Here is a 19,684-nt window from a genome sequence, read left to right as displayed (position 1 = left end):
CGGCTTTCGAGGGTGTTGCGGGTGTCGCTTAGTCGCGGCTGCCGCCGAAGATGCCCAGCAGGCGCAGCAGGTTGACGAAGACGTTGTACACGTCCAGGTAGATGCTCAGCGTGGCGCGGATGTAGTTGGTCTCGCCACCGTTGATGATCTGCTGCACGTCGTACAGGATGTAGGCCGAGAAGATCACGACCGCAACCACCGAAATCACCAGCGACATGGCCGGAATGTTCAGGAAGATGTTGGCCAAGGACGCCAGCATCAGCACGATAAGACCGGCGAACAGCCAGGTGCCCATGCCCGAGAAATCGCGCTTGGAGACGGTGGCCACCGTGGCCAGCACCGTAAACACGGTCGCCGTGCCGCCGAACGCCGTCATGATCAGGAAGGCGCCGTTGGTGTAGGCGCGCAGCGTGAACGACAGGATCGGCGTCAGCATCAGGCCCATGAAGAACGTGAAGCCCAGCAGCAGGGCCACGCCCACGCCGGAATCCTTGTTCTTTTCAATGCCCCAGATGAAACCAAAGGCAACCGCCAGGAACAGCAGGCTCATCATCCCGCCGCCCAGCGGCAGCTGCAGGCCTACGCCCAGCACCGCGCCGAAAATCGTCGGCACCATCGACAGCGCCAGCAGCCAGTAGGTGTTGCGCAGCACTTTGTGCTGCACCGACTGGCGGCTTCCCGCCAGGTCGTAGGTGTTTTGCATGTTGTTCATAAGGAACCTCCTTCAGAGTGATTCAAATACCGCTTGCCAAAAGGATAGCACGCCGGGGTAAAAATGCGCAAAATAGGCCCCGAAACCCGCTTAAAGATGGCTTAATCTAGGCATAGTCCTAATATTTGCCCGCCAAACCGGCGAATATGGCCGCTCTTGCAAGCTTATCTACGCCCGATTCTCGGTATATGGGGTGTTCTATGGTAAAATCAAAGGTTGATTGAGTTATCAATTTTGTTTTAAACCTTTCTTTTTATTGGAGTTTTTTAAATGGCAATCGAACGCACCCTGTCGATCATCAAACCAGACGCAGTTGCAAAAAACGTCATCGGCCAAATCTACAGCCGTTTCGAAGGCGCTGGCCTGAAGATCGTTGCTGCTCAAATGAAGCAACTGTCGCGTGAAGAAGCTGAAGGCTTCTACGCTGCGCACAAAGAGCGCGGCTTCTTCAAGGATCTGGTTGACTTCATGGTCTCCGGTCCTGTCATGATCCAGGCGCTGGAAGGCGAAAACGCAGTCCTGAAAAACCGCGAACTGATGGGCGCCACCGATCCTAAGAAGGCAGAAAAAGGCACCATCCGCGCCGACTTCGCCGATTCGATCGACGCTAACGCTGTTCACGGTTCCGACGCTGTCGAAGCCGCCCAAGTTGAAATCGCTTACTTCTTCGGTAAGTAATTTTTAGTAGATCCGTTTCCGCGCCGCGGTGCGGAAACGGAATAAATGATTAGTACTGTTTTGAACCTGAATATGAACGCACCTCTGACCAACTTGCTGGACTTCGATCCCGCGCAACTTATCGCTTATTGCGCCGAGTTGGGGGAGAAGCCGTTCCGCGCCAAGCAACTGCAACGCTGGATCCACCAATTCGGTGCGTCGGATTTCGACAGCATGACCGATCTGGCCAAGTCGCTGCGCGACAAACTGAAAACCCGCGCCCACGTCACGGCGCCGGCCGTCATCAGCGACCACACGTCGACCGACGGCACCCGCAAGTGGCTGGTCGACGTCGGCAACGGCAACGCGGTCGAAACCGTGTTCATCCCGGAAGAGAACCGCGGCACGCTGTGCATCTCGACCCAGGCCGGCTGCGCCGTCAACTGCCGCTTCTGCTCGACCGGCAAGCAAGGTTTCTCGCGCAACCTGAGCGTGGGCGAAATCATCGGCCAGCTGTGGATGGCGGAATTCGAACTGCGCCGCACCAAGGGCATCGAGCCCGGCCCGAAAGGCGAACGCCAGATCACCAACGTGGTCATGATGGGCATGGGCGAGCCGCTGCTGAACTTCGAGCCGACCGCCACCGCCCTCAAGCTGATGTTGGACGATAACGCCTACGGCCTGTCGCGCCGCCGCGTGACCCTGTCCACCTCCGGCGTGGTGCCGATGATGGACAAGCTGGCGCAGGAAGTGCCGGTGGCGCTGGCCGTCTCGCTGCACGCGTCGAACGACAAGCTGCGCGATAGCCTGATCCCGCTGAACAAAAAATACCCGCTCAAAGAGCTGATGGCCGCCTGCAAGCGCTACCTGGAATTTGCGCCGCGCGACTTCATCACCTTCGAGTACTGCATGCTCGACGGCGTCAACGACTCCGACGACAACGCCCGCGAACTGCTGGCCCTGGTGCAGGACCGCGAGTTCGGCGTCAACTGCAAATTCAACCTGATTCCGTTCAATCCCTTCCCGGAATCGGGCCTGCTGCGCTCCAAGAACCCGCGCATCAAGGCCTTCGCCCAGATCCTGGTCGACGGCGGCATCGTCACCACCATCCGCAAGACGCGCGGCGACGACATCGACGCCGCCTGCGGCCAGCTGGCCGGCGAAGTCCAGGACCGCACCAAGGTCGCCCAGCGCATGGAAAAAATGGCCGAGTACCAGCAGAAATTCGGCGCTGACTTCGGCAAGATCGTGGAGATCCGTTCCTGATGACCTTCCTGGCGCAGCGTAGCCGGCTCAGCCTCGTCGCCTTGTGCGCGGCGGGGGCGTTGGCCGGCTGCGCGTCGTCGGGACCGGAGCGAGGCAAGAGCGGCCAGGCCGAGCTGACCACCGTGTCGGACCAGACCGCAGCCCAGCGCAAGGTGGAGATCCGCATGCAGCTGGCGGTCGGCTACTTCCAGCAGGCGCAGTACACCTTCGCGCTGGACGAGGTGAAGCTGGCGCTGGCCGCCGATCCGAATTACGCCGACGGCTACGGCATGCGCGGCCTGATTTACCAGGCGATGGGCGAGCAGGGCCTGGCCGAAGACAACTTCGTCCGCGCCCGCAAGCTGGCGCCGGCGAATCCGGATTTGGCCAACAATTACGGCTCTTTCCTGTGCCAGGCCGGCCGCGTGGCCGAGGCGCTGCCGCTGTTCGACGCGGCGCTGGGTAACCGCGCCTACCGTTCGCCGGCCAACGCCGCGAACAATGCCGGTTCCTGCGCATTGAAGATCAAGGATTACGCCAGCGCGGAGCGTTATCTGCTGCAAGCCTTGCAGTTGACGCCCGACCTGCCGGCCACCAACGCCAATCTGGCGCGGGTATATTTTGAAAAGCGCGATTATGTGCGCGCCAATTTCTTCATTACCCGTCTGAACAAGGTGGCAAAGATGGAGAGCCTGACGGCCGATGTGCTGTGGCTCGGGATTAAGGTGCAGCATAGAGTGGGCGACACGGGTGCGGAAACCAGCTGGGCGACGCAATTGCGCCGCCACCACCCCGGTTCGACCGAGTATGCTGCTTATCAACGTGGGGCGTTTGATGAGTGAGACAGGGATACCAATGAATTCAGAGTGGGCAGAACCGCCAAAGGACCAGGGCAGCAGCCTGGCCACGCCCGGAGCACAACTGGCAGCCCAGCGCGAAGCGATGGGGCTGACGGTCGAACAGATTGCCGATCAACTGAAACTGGCGCCACGCCAGGTCAAGGCGCTGGAAGCAGGCGATTACGCCGCGCTCCCCAACATGGCCGTGGTGCGCGGCTTTGTGCGCGCCTACGCCAAGGTCGTGAAGCTGGACGCCACGCCGCTGGTGGCGATGATCGAAGTTATCTCGCCAACCAGCCATGAAGCGGCGCCGCCGCGCAAGGAAATCGCGGCCACCTTCACCGAGTCGCGCTTTCCGTCGATGACGGGACGTTCGCCTGGTCCGGCCGCATGGTTGGTCGGCGTTGCGGTCGTGGTGGTGGTTGCCGCCGCCGGCGCCTACGCCTACCAGGCAGGGTTGATACCGGCGACGCTGTTCCAGCGTTCGGACAAGGATGCAGCGGCCAGCGCCGCCGTCGAGGCGCCCAAGCCGGCCGATGTGGCGGTCGCGCCGATCGAAACCGCGCTGATTAAACCAGGCCAGGAAACGGCGCCGTTGCAGTCGCCAAGCGTGCCGCTGATTTCGGTGCCGCCGCAAGGCGCAGCGACGGATGCGGCGCCGGCGCCGGCAACCACCGCGCCGGCCGCAGCAACGCCGGCGCCAGCGCCGGCGCCGGTCGCGCAGGTGTCGCCGCCAGCCGCCGCCGCAGCGACGGCCAACGGCAGCCAACTGGTGCTGAAGGTAACGCAGGATTCGTGGGTGGAAATCCGCCGCCCGGGCACGACGCCGCTGATTTCGCGGCTGGTAAAAGCCGGCAGCACCGAGACCTTTGACATCAAGGATCCGGCGCTGCTGATCGTCGGCAAACCGAGCGGCGTGGAAGCCACGCTGGGCGGCGCGCCGCTGGCGTTGCCGCCGGTCGCAGGCGGTACGATTTCGCGCGTCAATATCAAATAAGTCAAATAAGTCAAATAAGTTAAAAGTACGAGTACAACCATGTCTTCAACGCAAACAGCTATTCCTTCGGGACCATTGAATCGCCGCGCCAGCCGCAGCGTGCTGGTTTCGCACGGCCAGCGCAAGATCTGGGTGGGCGGCGACGCCCCCGTGGTGGTGCAGTCGATGACCAATACCGACACCGCCAACGTGATCGAGACCGCGATCCAGATCAAGGAACTGGCGCGTGCCGGTTCGGAGCTGGTGCGCCTGACGGTGGACCGTCCAGAAGCTGCAGCCGCGGTGCCGTACATCCGCGAACAGCTGGACAAGATGGAGATCGACGTGCCGCTGGTCGGCGACTTCCACTACAACGGCCACACGCTGTTGAACGATTATCCTGACTGCGCCAAGGCGCTGTCGAAGTACCGCATCAATCCCGGCAACGTCGGCAAGGGCGCCAAGCGCGACACGCAGTTCGCGCAGATGATCGAAGTGGCCGCGCGCTACGACAAGCCGGTGCGCATCGGCGTCAACTGGGGCAGCCTGGATCAGGCGCTGCTGGCCCGCATCATGGACGAAAACGCCGGCCGCGCCGAGCCGTGGTCCGCACAGGCGGTGATGTACGAGGCGCTGATCACCTCGGCCATCGAGAACGCCGTGCGCGCCGAGGAACTGGGCCTGGGCCGCGACAAGATCATCCTGTCGTGCAAGGTCTCCGGCGTGCAGGATTTGATCGCCGTGTACCGCGAGCTGGCCAGGCGCTGCGACTATCCGCTGCACCTGGGCCTGACCGAGGCCGGCATGGGCAGCAAGGGTATCGTCGCTTCGACGGCCGCGCTGTCGGTGCTGCTGCAAGAGGGCATCGGCGACACCATCCGCATCTCGCTGACGCCGGAGCCGGGCGGCGACCGCACCAAGGAAGTCGTGGTCGGCCAGGAGATCCTGCAGACCATGGGCCTGCGCAAATTTACGCCGATGGTGATCGCCTGCCCCGGTTGCGGCCGCACCACCTCGACCACCTTCCAGGAGCTGGCAGACAATATCCAGACCTATCTGCGCGACCAGATGCCGGAGTGGAAAAAGACCTACCCGGGCGTGGAGGCGATGAACGTGGCCGTGATGGGCTGCATCGTCAACGGCCCCGGCGAATCGAAGCACGCCAACATCGGCATCAGCCTGCCGGGCACCGGCGAATCGCCGGCCGCGCCGGTGTTCGTCGACGGCGCCAAGTTCGCCACCTTGCGCGGTGAGCGCATCGTTGAAGAGTTCCAGGAAATCGTACTGAATTACGTGAAAAAGAATTATGTCCAAAACTGAGAAAATTGTCGCCGTCAAAGGCATGAACGACATCCTGCCGACTGACTCCCATCTGTGGCAGCTGTTCGAGAACACCGCGCAATCGGTGGTGCAAAGCTATGGCTTCCAGCAGATACGCACGCCGATCGTGGAAAACACCGCGCTGTTCTCGCGCGCCATCGGCGCCGTGACCGACATCGTGGAAAAGGAAATGTACTCCTTCGAGGATTCGATGAACGGCGACAAGCTGACCCTGCGCCCTGAAGGCACGGCCGGCGTGGTGCGCGCGGTGATCGAGCATAACCTGGTCTACGAAGGTCCGAAGCGCGTCTGGTACACCGGCCCGATGTTCCGCCACGAGCGTCCGCAGCGCGGCCGCTATCGCCAGTTCTACCAGTTCGGCTGCGAAGCCGTCGGCTTCAACGGCCCGGACATCGACGCCGAAATGATCATGCTGTGCCGCCGCCTGTGGGATGACCTGGGCCTGGAAAACATCCGCCTCGAACTGAACTCGATCGGCGACGCCGAAGAGCGCGCGCGCCACCGCGTCGACCTGATCGCCTACCTCGAAAAGCACGAGGACGTGCTGGACGCCGAAGCCAAGCGCCGCCTGCACAGCAACCCGCTGCGCATCCTCGACACCAAGAATCCGGCGCTGCAGGAAATCGTCACCGCCGCGCCCAAGCTGCTGGACTACCTGGGCGAGGAGTCGCTGGCCCACTTCAACGGCGTGCGCAAGATCCTCGACCACAACAACATCTCGTACGTGATCAACCCGCGCCTGGTGCGCGGCCTCGATTACTACAACCGTACCGTGTTCGAATGGGTGACGGACGCACTGGGCTCGCAAGGCACCGTGTGCGCCGGCGGCCGTTACGATCCGCTGATCGCTTCCTTCGGCGGCAAGCCGACGCCCGCCGTCGGTTTCGCGATGGGCATCGAGCGCCTGTTGGAGCTGATGAAGGAAGCCGGCGAGCCGGCCGCGCCTGACCAGTGCGACGTCTACCTGGTGCACCAGGGTGAGGCGGCGCAGCTGCAAGCCTTCGTGCTGGGCGAGCGCCTGCGCGACGCCGGCCTGGATGTGGTGATGCACGCCTCGACCGCCAACGGCCCCGGCAGCTTCAAGACGCAAATGAAAAAAGCCGATGGCAGCGGCGCCTCGTTCGCCGTCATCATCGGCGAGGACGAAGTGGCCAACCACACCGCCAGCGTCAAGGCGATGCGCGCGGAAGAGGGCGCGGCGCAGCAATCGACGGTGCCGTTCGACGACGTCGTCGATTTCGTGGTCGACCAGATCACCGACAGCGGCGACCACCACCACCACGTGCACGACGAGCATTGCAATCACTAAGCCGTACTTTTTATAAACCGCATCTACTTAACCTCTAGCAGGCGAACTGACATGGCATACGATCTCGAAGAACAAGAACAAATTGCGACCCTCAAAGCATGGTGGGACAAGTACGGCAATCTGACCTCGTGGGTGCTGATCGCCGGCTTGGCCGCGTATTCGGGCTTCACCGGTTGGAGCTACTACCAGCGCAACCAGGCGACGCAAGCCGCCGCGCTGTACGACGAAGTGCAGGCGGCCGTGAACGCGAAAGACAACGCCAAGGTGCTGCGCGCCGCCGGCGACATGGAAAGCAAATTCGGCAACACCGCCTACGCCTCGATGAGCGCGCTGGTGGCGGCCAAGAGCAGCTTCGAAGCGAATGACATGAAATCGGCCAAGGCCCAGCTGCAATGGGCGGCGGAACATGGCGGCGACGAGTTCAAGTCGGTGGCCAAGGTGCGCCTGGCTGGCCTGCTGCTGGACGAGAAAGCCTACGATGAAGCGCTGAAGGTGCTGGCAGGCGATGTGGCGCCGCAGTTCGCCGGCTCCGTGGCCGACCGCAAGGGCGACATCCTGGTCGCGCAGAACAAGCTGGTGGAAGCCCGCGCCGCCTACCAGGCCGCGCTGGACGCGACCGACAAGAAGAACCCTGGCCGCCAGCTGATCCAGCTGAAGTTTGAAGCCATCGGCGGCACCGTGCCTGCCGCCAAGGACGCAGCGTAATTCATCGGCGCCGGCCGATGTCGGCGCCTCCAGATCAAGGTTAAAAAATGCGTATTACCGAAAAAGTTATTGCTGCAAGCGTGTTTGCGATGTTGGCCGGTTGTTCCTTGTTCTCGTCCAAAGATACCAAGAACCTGCCGGCGCCGCTGGTGGAACTGAAGGGCGGCACCACGCCCAAGACGGTCTGGAAATACTCGATGGGCAAGGCCGGCACCGCCGTCTTTACCCCGGCGCTGGCCGGCGACAACCTGTACGTGGCCGACGCCGACGGCGCGCTGGCGCGCCTGAACGCGGCCACCGGCAAGGAGCAATGGCGCGTCAAGACCGGCACCGACCTGACGGCCGGCGTCGGCACCGACGGCGAGGTGGTGGTGGTCGGCGGCGTCAAGGGTGTTATCCTTGCGTACGACGCCAGCGGCAAGCAGTTGTGGAAAGGCCAGGCGTCGAGCGAAGTGCTGTCGTCGCCAGTGGTCGGCGGCGGCGTGGTCATCGTGCGCAGCGTCGACAACCTGATCACCGCGTATGACGCCAAGACCGGCGCCAAGCGCTGGAACGTCACCCGCACCACGCCGGCCCTGACCCTGCGCAACGCGCCGGGCATGGTGGTCAACGGCCCGAATGTGTACGTGGCCCAGCCGGGCGGCAAGCTGCTGGCGCTGGTGCTGGCCACCGGCCTGCCGCGCTTTGAAGTGGTGGTCGGCGAACCGCGCGGCGCCACCGAGCTGGAACGCGTCACCGACATCGCCGGCACCCCGGTGATCCTGGAAAAAGATGTCTGCGCCGTGTCGTATCAGGGCCGCGTGGCCTGTTTCGACGCCATCACCGGCGCGCCGCACTGGAGCAAGCCTGCTTCGTCCGACGTGGGCGTGGCGGTGGACCAGCGTTTTGTATTCGTCTCCGACGACAAAGGTGAAGTTGCAGCCTACAGCCGTGAAAACGGCAGCAACGCCTGGAAGAACGACAAGCTGGCTTACCGCCGCCTGTCGACGCCAGTCTCCTACGGCCGTGCAATTGCCGTGGGCGACTACCAGGGATATGTCCATCTCCTGTCACGGGAAGATGGCGCATTACTAGGTCGCGCCGCGACCGACGGCAGCCCGATCCAATCGGACCCTGTCATCGCCGGCACGAATTTGATTTTCCAAACCCAATCAGGGACAGTGACCGCTCTCGCGGTCGAGTAATAAAATGAAGCCGGTAATCGCACTAGTGGGTCGACCCAATGTAGGGAAATCGACCTTGTTTAATCGTCTGACCCGCTCGCGCGATGCGCTGGTGGCGGACTTGCCTGGGTTGACGCGCGATCGTCACTATGGCGAGGGCCGTGTCGGCGAACGTCCCTTCCTCGTCATCGACACGGGCGGCTTCGAGCCGGTCGCCAAGGAAGGCATCATGCATCAGATGGCGCTGCAGACCAAGCAGGCCGTGGCCGAAGCCGACATCGTCGTGTTCCTGGTCGACGGCCGCCAGGGCCTGACGCCGCATGACAAAACCATTACCGACTTCCTGCGTAAAAGCGGCCGTCCGGTCATGCTGGTCGTGAACAAGTCGGAAGGCATGCGCTACACCGCGGTCGTCGCCGAGTTCTACGAACTGGGACTGGGCGAGCCTTACTCGATCTCGTCGGCACACGGCGACGGCGTCGCCGACCTGGTGGAGGAGGCGCTGGACCTGGCCTTCGCCCAGCGTCCGGACGATCCCGAGGAACTGGAAAAGACCGAGCACGGCATCAAGCTGGCGCTGGTCGGCCGTCCGAACGTCGGCAAGTCTACGCTGATCAACACCCTGCTGGGTGAAGAGCGCGTGATCGCCTTCGACATGCCGGGCACCACCCGCGACTCGATCGAGATTCCGTTCGAGCGCGAAGGCAAGCAGTACACGCTGATCGACACGGCCGGTATCCGCCGCCGCGGCAAGGTGTTCGAAGCGATCGAGAAATTCTCGGTCGTGAAAACCCTGCAATCGATCTCGGAAGCGAACGTCGTCGTGCTGATGCTCGACGCCCAGCAGGACATCTCCGAGCAGGACGCCCACATCGCCGGCTTCGTGCTCGAGACCGGCCGCGCGCTGGTGATCGCCGTCAACAAGTGGGACGGCCTGCGCACCGACGAGCGCGACGAGATCAAGATCGACATCGACCGCAAGCTGGACTTCCTGTCCTTCGCCAAGATGCACTTCATCTCGGCGTTGAAGTCGCAGGGCATCGCTCCACTGATGAAGTCGGTTGAAGCGGCCTACGCCGCCGCCATGTGCAACCTGTCGACGCCGAAGCTGACCCGCGCCCTGATCGAGGCCGTGGAGAAGCAGGAGCCGCGCCGCAAGGGGTCGATCCGTCCTAAGCTGCGTTATGCGCACCAGGGCGGCATGAACCCGCCGGTGATCGTCATCCACGGCAATGCCCTGGACGCGGTCGGCGAGCCGTACAAGCGCTACCTGGAAAAGCATTTCCGCGACACCTTCCAGCTGGTGGGCACGCCGCTGCGCATCGAACTGCGCACCGGTAAAAACCCGTTCGCAAAAACTCAGTCGAAATAAGCGGTTTTTTTTGCAGGTGCGCCCTGCAAAAAAGACAAAAACAGGTTACAGTGGCTTAGAAGCACCATTCCCGGCATGGCGAACGGTGTTTCAGCGAAAATTGTTTGACTTTCGCTGGGCCACGTACTTGAAATTAAGCGTTTCGCCTCCAATTCCAACACAACAACATAAAATGGAGCTGTTATGAGCAACAAAGGGCAACTGTTACAAGACCCATTCCTCAATGCCTTGCGCAAAGAGCATGTTCCTGTCTCGATCTACCTGGTCAACGGCATCAAGCTGCAGGGCCATATCGAATCGTTCGACCAGTACGTCGTACTGCTGCGTAACACCGTGACCCAGATGGTTTATAAGCACGCCATCTCCACCGTGGTACCGGCACGCGCCGTCAACCTCAACATTGAACCCGAAGCGGAATAAGCGCTTGCAACACCGCTTCTACTCAACTCGCCCAGCCTTGACCGTCGTATGCGCGCAGCTCTAGTCGGTATCGATTTCGGTCAAGGCGACTTCGCCGCCAGCGTCGAGGAACTGAACCTGCTGGCACGCTCGGCAGGTGCGGAACCGGTGACGACGATCACGGCCAAGCGTTCCTCCCCGGACGCCGCCTATTTCGTCGGCAGCGGCAAGGCCGATGAAATCGGTCTGGCCGTGCTGGATCACCGCGTCGAAATCGTCATCTTCAACCACGCCCTGTCGCCTGCCCAGCAGCGCAACCTGGAAAAGCGCCTGAACATCCGGGTGCTGGACCGCACCAGCCTGATTCTCGACATCTTCGCCCAGCGCGCCGCCTCCCACGAGGGCAAGCTGCAGGTGGAGTTGGCTCAGCTGCAGCATCTGGCCACGCGCCTGATCCGCGGCTGGACTCACCTCGAGCGTCAAAAGGGCGGTATCGGTTTGCGCGGCCCCGGCGAAACCCAGCTGGAGACCGATCGCCGATTGATCGGCGAGCGGGTCAAGGCCTTGCGTGCGCGCCTGGACAAGCTGCGCAAGCAGCATGAAACCCAGCGCCGTTCGCGCGGCCGCAGCCAGACGTTCTCGGTGTCGCTGGTCGGCTATACCAATGCCGGCAAGTCGACGCTGTTCAACGCCGTCACCAAGGCTGGCGTGTATGTCGCAGATCAATTGTTCGCCACGCTGGACACCACCTCGCGCCGTGTGTACATGGGGCAGGAAGTGGGCAACGTGGTGATCTCGGACACGGTCGGTTTCGTGCGCGAGCTGCCGCACCAGCTGGTGGCGGCGTTCCGCGCCACGCTGGAAGAGACCATCCATGCCGATTTGCTGCTGCACGTCGTCGACGCTTCGTCGCCGGTGCGCATGGAGCAGATCGAGCAGGTCAACCTGGTGCTCAAGGAAATCGGCGCCGATCATATCCCGCAGATCCTGGTATGGAACAAGATCGACGCCGCAGGGCTGGAGCCGTCGGTCGAGCGGGATGAATATGATAAGATTTCCCGCGTTTTCCTCAGCGCGCGCACCGGTCAAGGACTGGACCTTTTGCGCGGCGCCATCGTGGAATGGGCCAAGAACGCGCCGGGTGCCCGGCTCAATCAGGCTTATGACATTGGCGACACTGGCGAAGAAGCAGCGGAACCGGATAGCAGTCCCACCCTCACTCATGTCGGATCACACTAATGCGTGTCTCGTCACTTATGAAACGTCTCGGCCTGAAGCTGTCGCTGAACGATCCCCACTGGGGCTCGGGCAAAAAAGACGGCAAGCCGCAAGCCAATGAAGGCAAGAAGCCCGGCGAAGGGCCGCCCGACATGGAGCAGCTGTGGCGCGATTTCAATCAGCGCCTGAACAGCTTCTTCGGCCAGAAGAATCGTCCCGACGGTAACGGCGGCGGTGGCAGCGGCGGCGGTCGTCCCGACCTGGCCGGCATGCGCGCCACCGCCGGCGCGATCGGCGCCGTGATCGGCCTGATCTGGCTTGCCAGCGGCTCCTTCATCGTGCAGGAAGGCCAGGCCGGCGTGGTCTACACCTTCGGCAAGATCAGCCACGTGACCGGTTCCGGTTTCAACTGGCGCTGGCCGTATCCGTTCCAGAGCGACGAAACCGTCAAGGTCTCGCAGATGCGCATGGTGGAAATCGGCTACCGCAACAACATCAAGAACAAGCAGGCGCGCGAATCGTTGATGCTGACCGACGACGAGAACATCATCGACATCCAGTTCGCCGTGCAGTTCAAGCTGAAGGACCCGGTGGCCTGGCTGGTGAACAACCGCGACGAGGAGGAAACCGTGCGCCAGGTGGCCGAGACCTCGATCCGCGAAATCGTCGGCAAGAACAAGATGGACTTCGTGCTGTACGAGGGCCGCGACAAGGTCGCCCTCGAAACCCAGCAGCTGATGCAGCAGATCCTCGACCGCTACGCTTCCGGCGTGCTGGTCTCGAACGTGACCCTGCAGGCGGTGCAGCCGCCGGAGCAGGTGCAGGTCGCGTTTGACGATGCGGTGCGCGCAGGGCAGGACCGCGAGCGCCAGAAGAACGAAGGCCAGGCCTACGCCAACGACGTGATTCCTCGCGCACGCGGCAGCGCCTCGCGCCTGTTGCAGGAAGCCGAGGGCTATCGCTCGATGATCACCGAGAACGCCACCGGTAACGCCTCGCGCTTCAAGCAGGTGCTGGCCGAGTACCAGAAGGCGCCGGGCGTCACGCGCGACCGCATGTACCTGGAAACCATGCAGCAGATCTTCACCAGCACCAGCAAGGTGATGGTCGACGCCAAGTCCGGCAGCAATATGCTGTACCTGCCGCTGGATAAAATGATCGCCCAGGCAGCGGCCAGCGACAGCGCCGCCGCTGCCGCCCGCGCCGCCTCGCAGGCTGCCGCCTCGACGTCGTCGTCCGCACTGCCGGCCGAAGTGATGCCGCAGGTGGAAGTCAGTCGCCAGCGCGATTCACGCGCCCGCGACGCCTTACGTGAACGGGAGGGTCGTTAATGAACCGCATAGCCAGTACCCTCATTGCGGCCTTCGTCGCGTTCCTGCTGCTGTCGTCCACCATGTTCGTGGTCGACCAGCGCAAGTACGCCATCGTGTTCGCGCTGGGCCAGATCAAGGAAGTCATCCGCGAGCCGGGCCTGCATTTCAAGCTGCCGCCGCCGTTCCAGAACGTGGTCTACCTCGATAACCGCATCATGACCATCGAGACCCCGGACGCCGAGCGCTTCATCACGGCCGAGAAGATGAACATCCTGGTCGACAGCTTCGTCAAGTGGCGCATCGGCCGCGCCGAGAGCCAGCCCAAGCTGTACTACGTGACCTTCGGCGGCGACGAGGGCCGCGCGCGCGACCGCATGTCGCAGATCGTCAAGGCGGCGCTGAACGAGGAAATCACCAAGCGCACCGTGGGCGAGGTGATCTCCGGCCAGCGCGGCAAGGTGATGGAAGCGATCCGCGCCAAGGTGGTGGCGGAGTCGTCGCAGATCGGCGTCGAGATCATCGACGTGCGCCTCAAGCGCGTCGAGTATGTCGAGCAGATCAACAACTCGGTGTACGAACGCATGAAGGCCGAGCGCATGCGCGTGGCCAACGAGCTGCGTTCGACCGGCAACGCCGAATCGGAGAAGATCCGCGCCGACGCCGACCGCCAGCACGCCGTGATCATCGCCGAAGCCTACCGCGACGCCGAGCAGATCCGCGGCGAGGGCGATGCCAAGGCCTCGGCGATCTACGCCGAAGCGTTCGGCAAGAACCCTGAGTTCTACAAGTTCTACCGCAGCCTGGAAGCCTACCGCGCCACCTTCAAGAATCGCAGCGACGTGATGGTGATGGATCCGAGCTCGGACTTCTTCAAGTACTTCAAGGGCTCCGGCGCCGCCGGCCCGGCCGCTCCGGCTGCCGGCAAGAAGTAAAGCAGGAAAGTAAAGTCTGACCTGCGCCGGGGTGTCGAATGGCTCCCCGGCGTATCTTTTTCCCCTCCCGCAACGCATTTTCGCGTAAAATATCAGGTTCGGCCTTCCGCTCCACGGGCCTCGGCGCGTGCGCCACATTGTTCATTTTTAAACTGCCTCCCCATGCCGAATTGGCTTTTGCCTGAGAATATCGCCGACGTTTTGCCGTCGGAAGCGCGCAAGATTGAAGAGTTGCGTCGTCTGATGCTGGATAATTTCCGTCTGTACGGATATGAACTGGTGATGCCGCCGCTGCTGGAGTACCTGGAGTCGCTGTTGACCGGCGCCGGCCAGGACACCGATCTGCGCACCTTCAAACTGGTGGACCAGCTGTCGGGCCGCATGCTGGGCCTGCGTGCCGACATGACGATCCAGGTGGCGCGCATCGACGCCCACCTGCTGAACCGCGACTCGGTCACCCGCCTGTGCTACGCCGGCAGCGTGCTGCATACCCGTCCGTCGGGCCTGCACGCCACCCGCGAGCCCTTGCAGATCGGCGCCGAGATCTACGGCCACGCCGGCCTGGAGGCCGATGCCGAGATCCAGGAACTGGCGCTGGCGTCGCTGGCCCTGGCCGGTTTCACCGAAGTGCGGCTGGACCTGACGCATGTCGGCGTGCTGCGCGCCATCCTCGAAGGCGACGCCGCGGCGTTGAAGGATGAAGCCCAGCTCTACCTGCTGCTGCGCGCCAAAGACGTGCCGGGCCTGCAGGCGCTGACCAAGAATTATTCGCCGGTGGTGCGCGACGCGCTGCTGGCGTTGCCGAACCTGTACGGCGACATCGAAGTATTGAAGCGCGCGCGCGAAGTGCTGCCGGACCTGCCGGGCATCAGCAAGGCGCTGGCGGAACTGGCCGCGTTGGCGGCCTCGGCCATCAATCGCGCCGAAGTGGCGATCGACCTGGCCGACCTGCGCGGCTATCAGTACGAAAGCGGCGCGATGTTTGCGCTGTACGTGCCGGGCCTGCCGAACGCGGTGGCGCGCGGCGGCCGTTACGATCACGTAGGCGAGGCCTTCGGCCGGGCGCGTCCCGCCACCGGCTTCTCGCTCGACCTGCGCGAACTGGCGCGCCTGCTGCCGACCGCGGAGCGCAAGCATTCGATCCGCGCGCCGTGGGGCAATGCGCCGGAATTGAAGGAGAAAATCGCCGAACTGCGCAAGTCCGGCGAAGTCGTGATCCAAAGCATGCCGGGTCACAGCAACGAACTGGACGAGTTCGAGTGCGATCGCGCTCTGGTTCTCGACGATAATGGTAGCAACTGGATTCTTAAAAACTTAGGTTAGTGTGATGTCAAAGAAAAACGCAAAAAACGTCGTCGTCATCGGTACCCAATGGGGCGATGAAGGTAAGGGCAAGATCGTCGACTGGTTGACCGATCATGCACAAGGTGTGGTCCGCTTCCAGGGCGGCCACAATGCCGGCCACACGCTGGTCATCGGCGGCGTCAAGACCGCGCTGCAGCTGATCCCGTCGGGCATCATGCGCCCGGGCGTGGCCTGCTACATCGGCAACGGTGTGGTGGTGTCGGTGCCGGACGTGCTGCGCGAAATCGACAAGCTGGAAAAGGTCGGCGTCGAAGTCGCGTCGCGCCTGAAGGTGTCGGACGCGGCGCCCGTGATCCTGCCTTACCACTCGGCACTCGACCTGGCGCGTGAAGCCAAGCGTGGCGAAGCCAAGATCGGCACCACCGGCAAGGGCATCGGCCCGGCCTACGAAGACAAGGTCGCGCGCCGCGCGATCCGCATCGCCGACCTGCTGAACGAAACCCGTTTCGCCGAAAAGCTGGCCGAGAACCTGGACTACCACAACTTCGTGCTGGAACACTACCTGAAGGCGCCCAAGGTCGACTACCAGAAGACCCTGGACGACGCGCTGGCCTACGTGCCGCGCCTGCGCCCGATGGTGACCGACGTCTCGAGCGCGCTGTACGCCGCGCACAAGGCCGGCGCCAACCTGCTGTTCGAAGGCGCGCAAGGCTCGCTGCTGGACGTCGACCACGGCACCTATCCGTTCGTCACCTCGTCGAACTGCGTGGCCGGCAATGCCGCCGCCGGCGCCGGCGTCGGTCCGAACATGCTGCACTACATCATGGGCATCACCAAGGCCTACACCACCCGCGTCGGCTCCGGCCCGTTCCCTTCGGAACTGCCTACCGATGCAGGCGTTGGCCATCACCTGGCGCAAGTGGGCCACGAATTCGGCACCGTGACGGGCCGCGCCCGCCGCTGCGGCTGGTTCGACGCGGCGCTGCTGCGCCGTTCGGTGCAGATCAACGGCGTGACGGGCATGTGCCTGACCAAGCTGGACGTCCTGGACGGCCTGGAAACGCTGAAGCTGTGCACCGGCTACACCATCGACGGCGTGGCCGTGGACATCTTCCCGTCCGGCGCTGAAGAAGCCGCCCGTTGCGTGCCGGTGTACGAAGAAATGCCGGGTTGGACCGACAGCACCGTGGGCGCCAAGTCGCTGGCGGCACTGCCTGCCACGGCCCGCGCTTACATCAAACGTATCGAAGAGTTGGTCGGCGTGCCGGTTGACATGGTATCGACCGGCCCGGATCGTGAGGAAACGATCGTGCTGCGTCATCCATTCGAGTAATAAAAGGATTGCACAAAAATGACGACCCCACAAACGAACGACAAACACCTCTGGGTCTCCTGGGATGAATACCACCGCCTGATAGAGCGCCTGGCGCTCAAGGTGCACGAGTCCGGCTGGAAGTTCGACCAGGTGCTGTGCCTGGCGCGCGGCGGCGTGCGTCCCGGCGACGTGTTCTCCCGCATCTTCGACGTGCCGCTGGCGATCCTGTCGACCAGCTCGTACCGCGAGGAAGCCGGCACCGTGCGCGGCGACCTGGACATCGCCAAATACATGACGATGACCAAGGGCCCGCTGAGCGGCCGCATCCTGCTGGTCGACGACCTGGCGGATTCGGGCGTCACGCTGGTCAAGGTGATGAAGCACTTGACCGACAACTTCGAGGGCGTGACCGAAGTGCGTTCGGCGGTGATCTGGACCAAGGGCAGCTCGGTGTTCAAGCCGGACTACCAGATGGAAGAATTGCCGCACAACCCATGGATCCACCAGCCGTTCGAAGACTACGACGGCATCCGTCCGCACCAGCTGGCGGCATGGATTAAGAAGGGTGAGAGCGCCAACTAAACGCCCCAATACACTGCGTTTATTGCTCCACAGAAAAGCGGCCACTGGCCGCTTTTCTTATTTGTGTGTCGTGGACAACGAATATATGCTTTAAGGCAATTAAAGTTGCATATTTATCCTGTTAGATGTGTAAAAAGAAATGCAAATAGGATATTTCGTGTTAAGATTGCTTTAAGTTTTGAGGCAGTGCCTTTCAGCAAGTGCTGTACACCGAGTTCAAGTTAAAAATTATTCTAGGGAATCTTCATGAAACCAACCAAAATCGCACAATTGCTAATCGCCGCATCGTGCTTCGTCGCGGCCGCCGCTTCCGCAACCACCGTGAGCGTGTCGAACACCAGTAACGTCATCGTCAGCAAGGACACGGATTGGAGCGACTTCCTGAGCTTCCAGAAATTCAACGCCAGTTTGGGTACGCTGACTTCGGTTAAGTTCGACGTCTATGCCGACGTATCGGGCAGTGTGAACCTGACCAGCTACAACGACGACGCGACCGATGTTCCAGTCAGCCTGGGCGTCAACGTGTTCCTGAATCGTCCAGATAACTCCAGCCTGGTGCTGGTCTCGGCGCCGTTGATCAACACCACCCTGACCGTGGCCGCCCAAGGCAGCGCCAGCGCCAGCAACAGCTATGTGGCATACAACTCGGCTACCTATACCAACCTGAGCGATCTGGCGCTGTTCACCGGCGCCGGCAACATCAACGCCTTGATCGCAGCGAAGGCGTGGTCGTCGGTTGATGGCGATGGCATCGATGCCCAGTTCGCCACCACGGCCGGTGGCCAAGGCACCGTAACCTATACCTACACGGCGGCAGTGCCGGAGCCGGAAACCTACGGCATGCTGCTGGTAGGCCTGGGCCTGATGGGTGTCGTCGCCAAGCGCAAATCGCGCGCCGCCAAAGCTTAAGTCCACATCGGCACAACGAATAATCTAGCGGAAATCCTATGAAAAAACTGACTAAAATCTTGCTGGCTGCTGCCGCATTGACCGCCGGCGCAAGCGCTGCCGCGGCCACCCATAGCTACAGCGTCAATTCCACCACTCCCGTGGCGTTCACCAAGAGCGCCGGCACCGGCGTTCTGGACCTTACCAAGTTCAACACCGCGCTGGGCACTCTGACCTCGGTGCAGCTGGAACTGTTCAGCAATCTGGGTACGACGATCAAGGCTGAAAACCTCAGCACGAGCTCGGGATCTAACATTTCCGGCGTGGTGAATACCGCGCTGACGCTGAAGTCCGGCGCGACCACGCTGTTGAGCCTGACGCATACCGACAGCCACACCTTTGTTGAAACCGCCTTCGACGGCAGCAATGACTTTGGCGGCCACTCGGGTGGTGTCTACACCTTCAGCGCTGTCACCAATAGCAGCAGCCATGTGTTCAGCGACAGCGCGACGCTGGCACTGTTCTCCGGTGCCGGCACGCTGTCGACCACGCTGGTTTCGAGCGGTAGCGCCTCTGTTGCTGGCATTTCCGGCAATACCCGTTCGCTGGTACTGCCGTCGTACAACGGCTACAGCAAGGTAACGTACACCTACACCACCCCAGTACCTGAGCCAGAAACCTACGCCATGCTGCTGGCTGGCCTGGGCCTGATGGGTGTGGTAGCACGCCGCCGCAAATCGGTTTAAGCCGAATCTGGTGGTACACTGCAAACGGGAGCTTCGGCTCCCGTTTTTCATTTGACCCAGGGATGCCATGACCCAGAATTTTTTCCAGACCTTCATCCTGCTGCTGCTGGTGACCGACCCGTTCGGCAACGTGCCGCTGTTCGCCAGCGTGCTCAACCCCGTGCCGGTGGCGCGCCGCTCGCGCATCGTCATCCGCGAGTGCGCGATCGCCTTCGTGCTGCTGCTGGTGTTCATGTTCTTCGGCCGCCACTTCCTGACCGCGCTGCAATTGTCGGAAGTGTCGCTGCGCATCGGCGGCAGCGTGATCCTGCTGCTGATCTCGATCCGCATGATCTTCCCGCATCCGGACGGCGTGCTGGGCCGCACCGAGGGCGGCGAACCCTTCATCGTGCCGCTGGCGATCCCGGCGCTGGCAGGGCCGTCGGCGCTGGCCACGGTGCTGCTGTTCTCGCGCGAGAGCACCGGCGAGGTGCTGGTGCACGTGGCCGCGCTGGCGGCCGTGGGCCTGGTCTGGCTGGCCGTGTTCCTCAGCGCCGAGAAGCTGCAGAAAGTGCTCGGCCCGCAAGTGATGACGGCCTTCGAACGGTTGATGGGCCTGATCCTGACGGCGATGTCGGTCGAAATGCTGCTCGGCGGCATACGCGAGTTCGTCAAGACGCTTTAATGC

At 62.5% G+C, this 19,684-nt stretch carries 20 protein-coding genes; 19 read left to right on the top strand and 1 reads right to left on the bottom strand.

The features are described 5' to 3' along the window. Positions 1–28: 28 nt before the first annotated feature. A complete protein-coding gene (locus AC07OK_RS03490) occupies positions 29–712 on the bottom strand; it encodes a Bax inhibitor-1/YccA family protein (protein ID WP_494688964.1) in 684 nt (227 codons plus the stop codon). A 270-nt stretch (positions 713–982) separates the two neighbouring features. On the opposite strand from AC07OK_RS03490, the gene ndk reads away from it, so the two are divergent. From ndk to AC07OK_RS03395, 19 genes are all read left to right on the top strand, one after another. After that, on the top strand, positions 983–1,390 hold the full coding sequence (ndk, locus tag AC07OK_RS03485; protein WP_020701986.1) for a nucleoside-diphosphate kinase: 408 nt from the start codon (positions 983–985) through the stop codon (positions 1,388–1,390). Between the two features lie 72 nt (positions 1,391–1,462). After that, entirely contained in the window at positions 1,463–2,635 is a 1,173-nt protein-coding gene (rlmN, locus tag AC07OK_RS03480) for a dual-specificity RNA methyltransferase RlmN (protein WP_494688963.1), read from the top strand. Continuing rightward, positions 2,635–3,456 carry a type IV pilus biogenesis/stability protein PilW gene (pilW, locus tag AC07OK_RS03475; RefSeq protein ID WP_494688962.1) on the top strand — a complete coding sequence of 274 codons (822 nt, stop codon included), beginning with the start codon at positions 2,635–2,637 and terminating at the stop codon, positions 3,454–3,456. The genes rlmN and pilW overlap by 1 nt, the downstream gene beginning before the upstream one ends. Before the next feature lie 13 nt (positions 3,457–3,469). After that, positions 3,470–4,450, top strand: a complete 981-nt coding sequence (locus AC07OK_RS03470) for a helix-turn-helix domain-containing protein (protein ID WP_494688961.1) — start codon at positions 3,470–3,472, stop codon at positions 4,448–4,450. A 39-nt stretch (positions 4,451–4,489) separates the two neighbouring features. Next, on the top strand, positions 4,490–5,749 hold the full coding sequence (ispG, locus tag AC07OK_RS03465; RefSeq protein ID WP_494688960.1) for a flavodoxin-dependent (E)-4-hydroxy-3-methylbut-2-enyl-diphosphate synthase: 1,260 nt from the start codon (positions 4,490–4,492) through the stop codon (positions 5,747–5,749). Further along, positions 5,736–7,079: a histidine--tRNA ligase gene (gene hisS / locus AC07OK_RS03460; protein ID WP_494688959.1), complete on the top strand. Its 1,344-nt coding sequence runs from the start codon at positions 5,736–5,738 to the stop codon at positions 7,077–7,079. The genes ispG and hisS overlap by 14 nt, the downstream gene beginning before the upstream one ends. Before the next feature lie 51 nt (positions 7,080–7,130). Continuing rightward, entirely contained in the window at positions 7,131–7,784 is a 654-nt protein-coding gene (locus AC07OK_RS03455) for a YfgM family protein (protein ID WP_494688958.1), read from the top strand. 47 nt (positions 7,785–7,831) lie between these two features. Next, positions 7,832–8,968 carry an outer membrane protein assembly factor BamB gene (bamB, locus tag AC07OK_RS03450; RefSeq protein WP_494688957.1) on the top strand — a complete coding sequence of 379 codons (1,137 nt, stop codon included), beginning with the start codon at positions 7,832–7,834 and terminating at the stop codon, positions 8,966–8,968. Positions 8,969–8,972: 4 nt separating this feature from the next. Beyond that, positions 8,973–10,319, top strand: a complete 1,347-nt coding sequence (gene der / locus AC07OK_RS03445; protein WP_492924358.1) for a ribosome biogenesis GTPase Der — start codon at positions 8,973–8,975, stop codon at positions 10,317–10,319. A 183-nt stretch (positions 10,320–10,502) separates the two neighbouring features. Continuing rightward, a complete protein-coding gene (gene hfq, locus AC07OK_RS03440; protein ID WP_010399872.1) occupies positions 10,503–10,739 on the top strand; it encodes an RNA chaperone Hfq in 237 nt (78 codons plus the stop codon). Between the two features lie 48 nt (positions 10,740–10,787). Next, entirely contained in the window at positions 10,788–11,957 is a 1,170-nt protein-coding gene (gene hflX, locus AC07OK_RS03435; RefSeq protein WP_494688956.1) for a GTPase HflX, read from the top strand. A gap of 17 nt (positions 11,958–11,974) precedes the next feature. Further along, positions 11,975–13,267: an FtsH protease activity modulator HflK gene (gene hflK, locus AC07OK_RS03430; protein ID WP_494688955.1), complete on the top strand. Its 1,293-nt coding sequence runs from the start codon at positions 11,975–11,977 to the stop codon at positions 13,265–13,267. Then, positions 13,267–14,181, top strand: a complete 915-nt coding sequence (gene hflC / locus AC07OK_RS03425; protein WP_494688954.1) for a protease modulator HflC — start codon at positions 13,267–13,269, stop codon at positions 14,179–14,181. Before hflK ends, hflC begins: the two co-directional genes overlap by 1 nt. Positions 14,182–14,343: 162 nt before the next feature. Continuing rightward, positions 14,344–15,504: an ATP phosphoribosyltransferase regulatory subunit gene (locus tag AC07OK_RS03420; RefSeq protein ID WP_494688953.1), complete on the top strand. Its 1,161-nt coding sequence runs from the start codon at positions 14,344–14,346 to the stop codon at positions 15,502–15,504. A 4-nt stretch (positions 15,505–15,508) separates the two neighbouring features. Next, positions 15,509–16,819, top strand: a complete 1,311-nt coding sequence (locus tag AC07OK_RS03415; RefSeq protein WP_217945403.1) for an adenylosuccinate synthase — start codon at positions 15,509–15,511, stop codon at positions 16,817–16,819. Between the two features lie 18 nt (positions 16,820–16,837). Further along, the gene (locus tag AC07OK_RS03410; RefSeq protein ID WP_494688952.1) at positions 16,838–17,383 is read left to right on the top strand and encodes a phosphoribosyltransferase; all 546 of its coding nucleotides are present in this window, start codon (positions 16,838–16,840) and stop codon (positions 17,381–17,383) included. Positions 17,384–17,629: 246 nt separating this feature from the next. Next, the gene (locus AC07OK_RS03405) at positions 17,630–18,292 is read left to right on the top strand and encodes a choice-of-anchor E domain-containing protein (RefSeq protein WP_494688951.1); all 663 of its coding nucleotides are present in this window, start codon (positions 17,630–17,632) and stop codon (positions 18,290–18,292) included. A gap of 38 nt (positions 18,293–18,330) precedes the next feature. Next, positions 18,331–19,017 carry a choice-of-anchor E domain-containing protein gene (locus AC07OK_RS03400; protein WP_494688950.1) on the top strand — a complete coding sequence of 229 codons (687 nt, stop codon included), beginning with the start codon at positions 18,331–18,333 and terminating at the stop codon, positions 19,015–19,017. Between the two features lie 67 nt (positions 19,018–19,084). Then, positions 19,085–19,681: a MarC family protein gene (locus AC07OK_RS03395; RefSeq protein WP_494688949.1), complete on the top strand. Its 597-nt coding sequence runs from the start codon at positions 19,085–19,087 to the stop codon at positions 19,679–19,681. Positions 19,682–19,684: the final 3 nt, after the last annotated feature.

The organism is Duganella sp. GW821-FHT07G03, from assembly GCF_059418605.1.
The sequence above is the reverse complement of the archived record's forward strand: the minus strand, read 5'-3'. Positions and strand labels throughout refer to the sequence as shown.

Excerpts from the sequence above, each read along its gene's own strand:
- AC07OK_RS03415 (WP_217945403.1), top strand. The coding sequence starts at position 15,509 with ATGTCAAAGAAAAACGCAAAAAACGTCGTCGTCATCGGTACCCAATGG.
- AC07OK_RS03455 (WP_494688958.1), top strand. The coding sequence starts at position 7,131 with ATGGCATACGATCTCGAAGAACAAGAACAAATTGCGACCCTCAAAGCA.
- hfq (WP_010399872.1), top strand. The coding sequence starts at position 10,503 with ATGAGCAACAAAGGGCAACTGTTACAAGACCCATTCCTCAATGCCTTG.
- AC07OK_RS03405 (WP_494688951.1), top strand. The coding sequence starts at position 17,630 with ATGAAACCAACCAAAATCGCACAATTGCTAATCGCCGCATCGTGCTTC.
- AC07OK_RS03470 (WP_494688961.1), top strand. The coding sequence starts at position 3,470 with ATGAATTCAGAGTGGGCAGAACCGCCAAAGGACCAGGGCAGCAGCCTG.
- pilW (WP_494688962.1), top strand. The coding sequence starts at position 2,635 with ATGACCTTCCTGGCGCAGCGTAGCCGGCTCAGCCTCGTCGCCTTGTGC.
- hisS (WP_494688959.1), top strand. The coding sequence starts at position 5,736 with ATGTCCAAAACTGAGAAAATTGTCGCCGTCAAAGGCATGAACGACATC.
- hflC (WP_494688954.1), top strand. The coding sequence starts at position 13,267 with ATGAACCGCATAGCCAGTACCCTCATTGCGGCCTTCGTCGCGTTCCTG.
- bamB (WP_494688957.1), top strand. The coding sequence starts at position 7,832 with ATGCGTATTACCGAAAAAGTTATTGCTGCAAGCGTGTTTGCGATGTTG.
- rlmN (WP_494688963.1), top strand. The coding sequence starts at position 1,463 with ATGAACGCACCTCTGACCAACTTGCTGGACTTCGATCCCGCGCAACTT.
- AC07OK_RS03395 (WP_494688949.1), top strand. The coding sequence starts at position 19,085 with ATGACCCAGAATTTTTTCCAGACCTTCATCCTGCTGCTGCTGGTGACC.
- AC07OK_RS03400 (WP_494688950.1), top strand. The coding sequence starts at position 18,331 with ATGAAAAAACTGACTAAAATCTTGCTGGCTGCTGCCGCATTGACCGCC.
- ispG (WP_494688960.1), top strand. The coding sequence starts at position 4,490 with ATGTCTTCAACGCAAACAGCTATTCCTTCGGGACCATTGAATCGCCGC.
- der (WP_492924358.1), top strand. The coding sequence starts at position 8,973 with ATGAAGCCGGTAATCGCACTAGTGGGTCGACCCAATGTAGGGAAATCG.
- hflK (WP_494688955.1), top strand. The coding sequence starts at position 11,975 with ATGAAACGTCTCGGCCTGAAGCTGTCGCTGAACGATCCCCACTGGGGC.
- AC07OK_RS03410 (WP_494688952.1), top strand. The coding sequence starts at position 16,838 with ATGACGACCCCACAAACGAACGACAAACACCTCTGGGTCTCCTGGGAT.
- AC07OK_RS03420 (WP_494688953.1), top strand. The coding sequence starts at position 14,344 with ATGCCGAATTGGCTTTTGCCTGAGAATATCGCCGACGTTTTGCCGTCG.
- AC07OK_RS03490 (WP_494688964.1), bottom strand. The coding sequence starts at position 712 with ATGAACAACATGCAAAACACCTACGACCTGGCGGGAAGCCGCCAGTCG.
- hflX (WP_494688956.1), top strand. The coding sequence starts at position 10,788 with ATGCGCGCAGCTCTAGTCGGTATCGATTTCGGTCAAGGCGACTTCGCC.
- ndk (WP_020701986.1), top strand. The coding sequence starts at position 983 with ATGGCAATCGAACGCACCCTGTCGATCATCAAACCAGACGCAGTTGCA.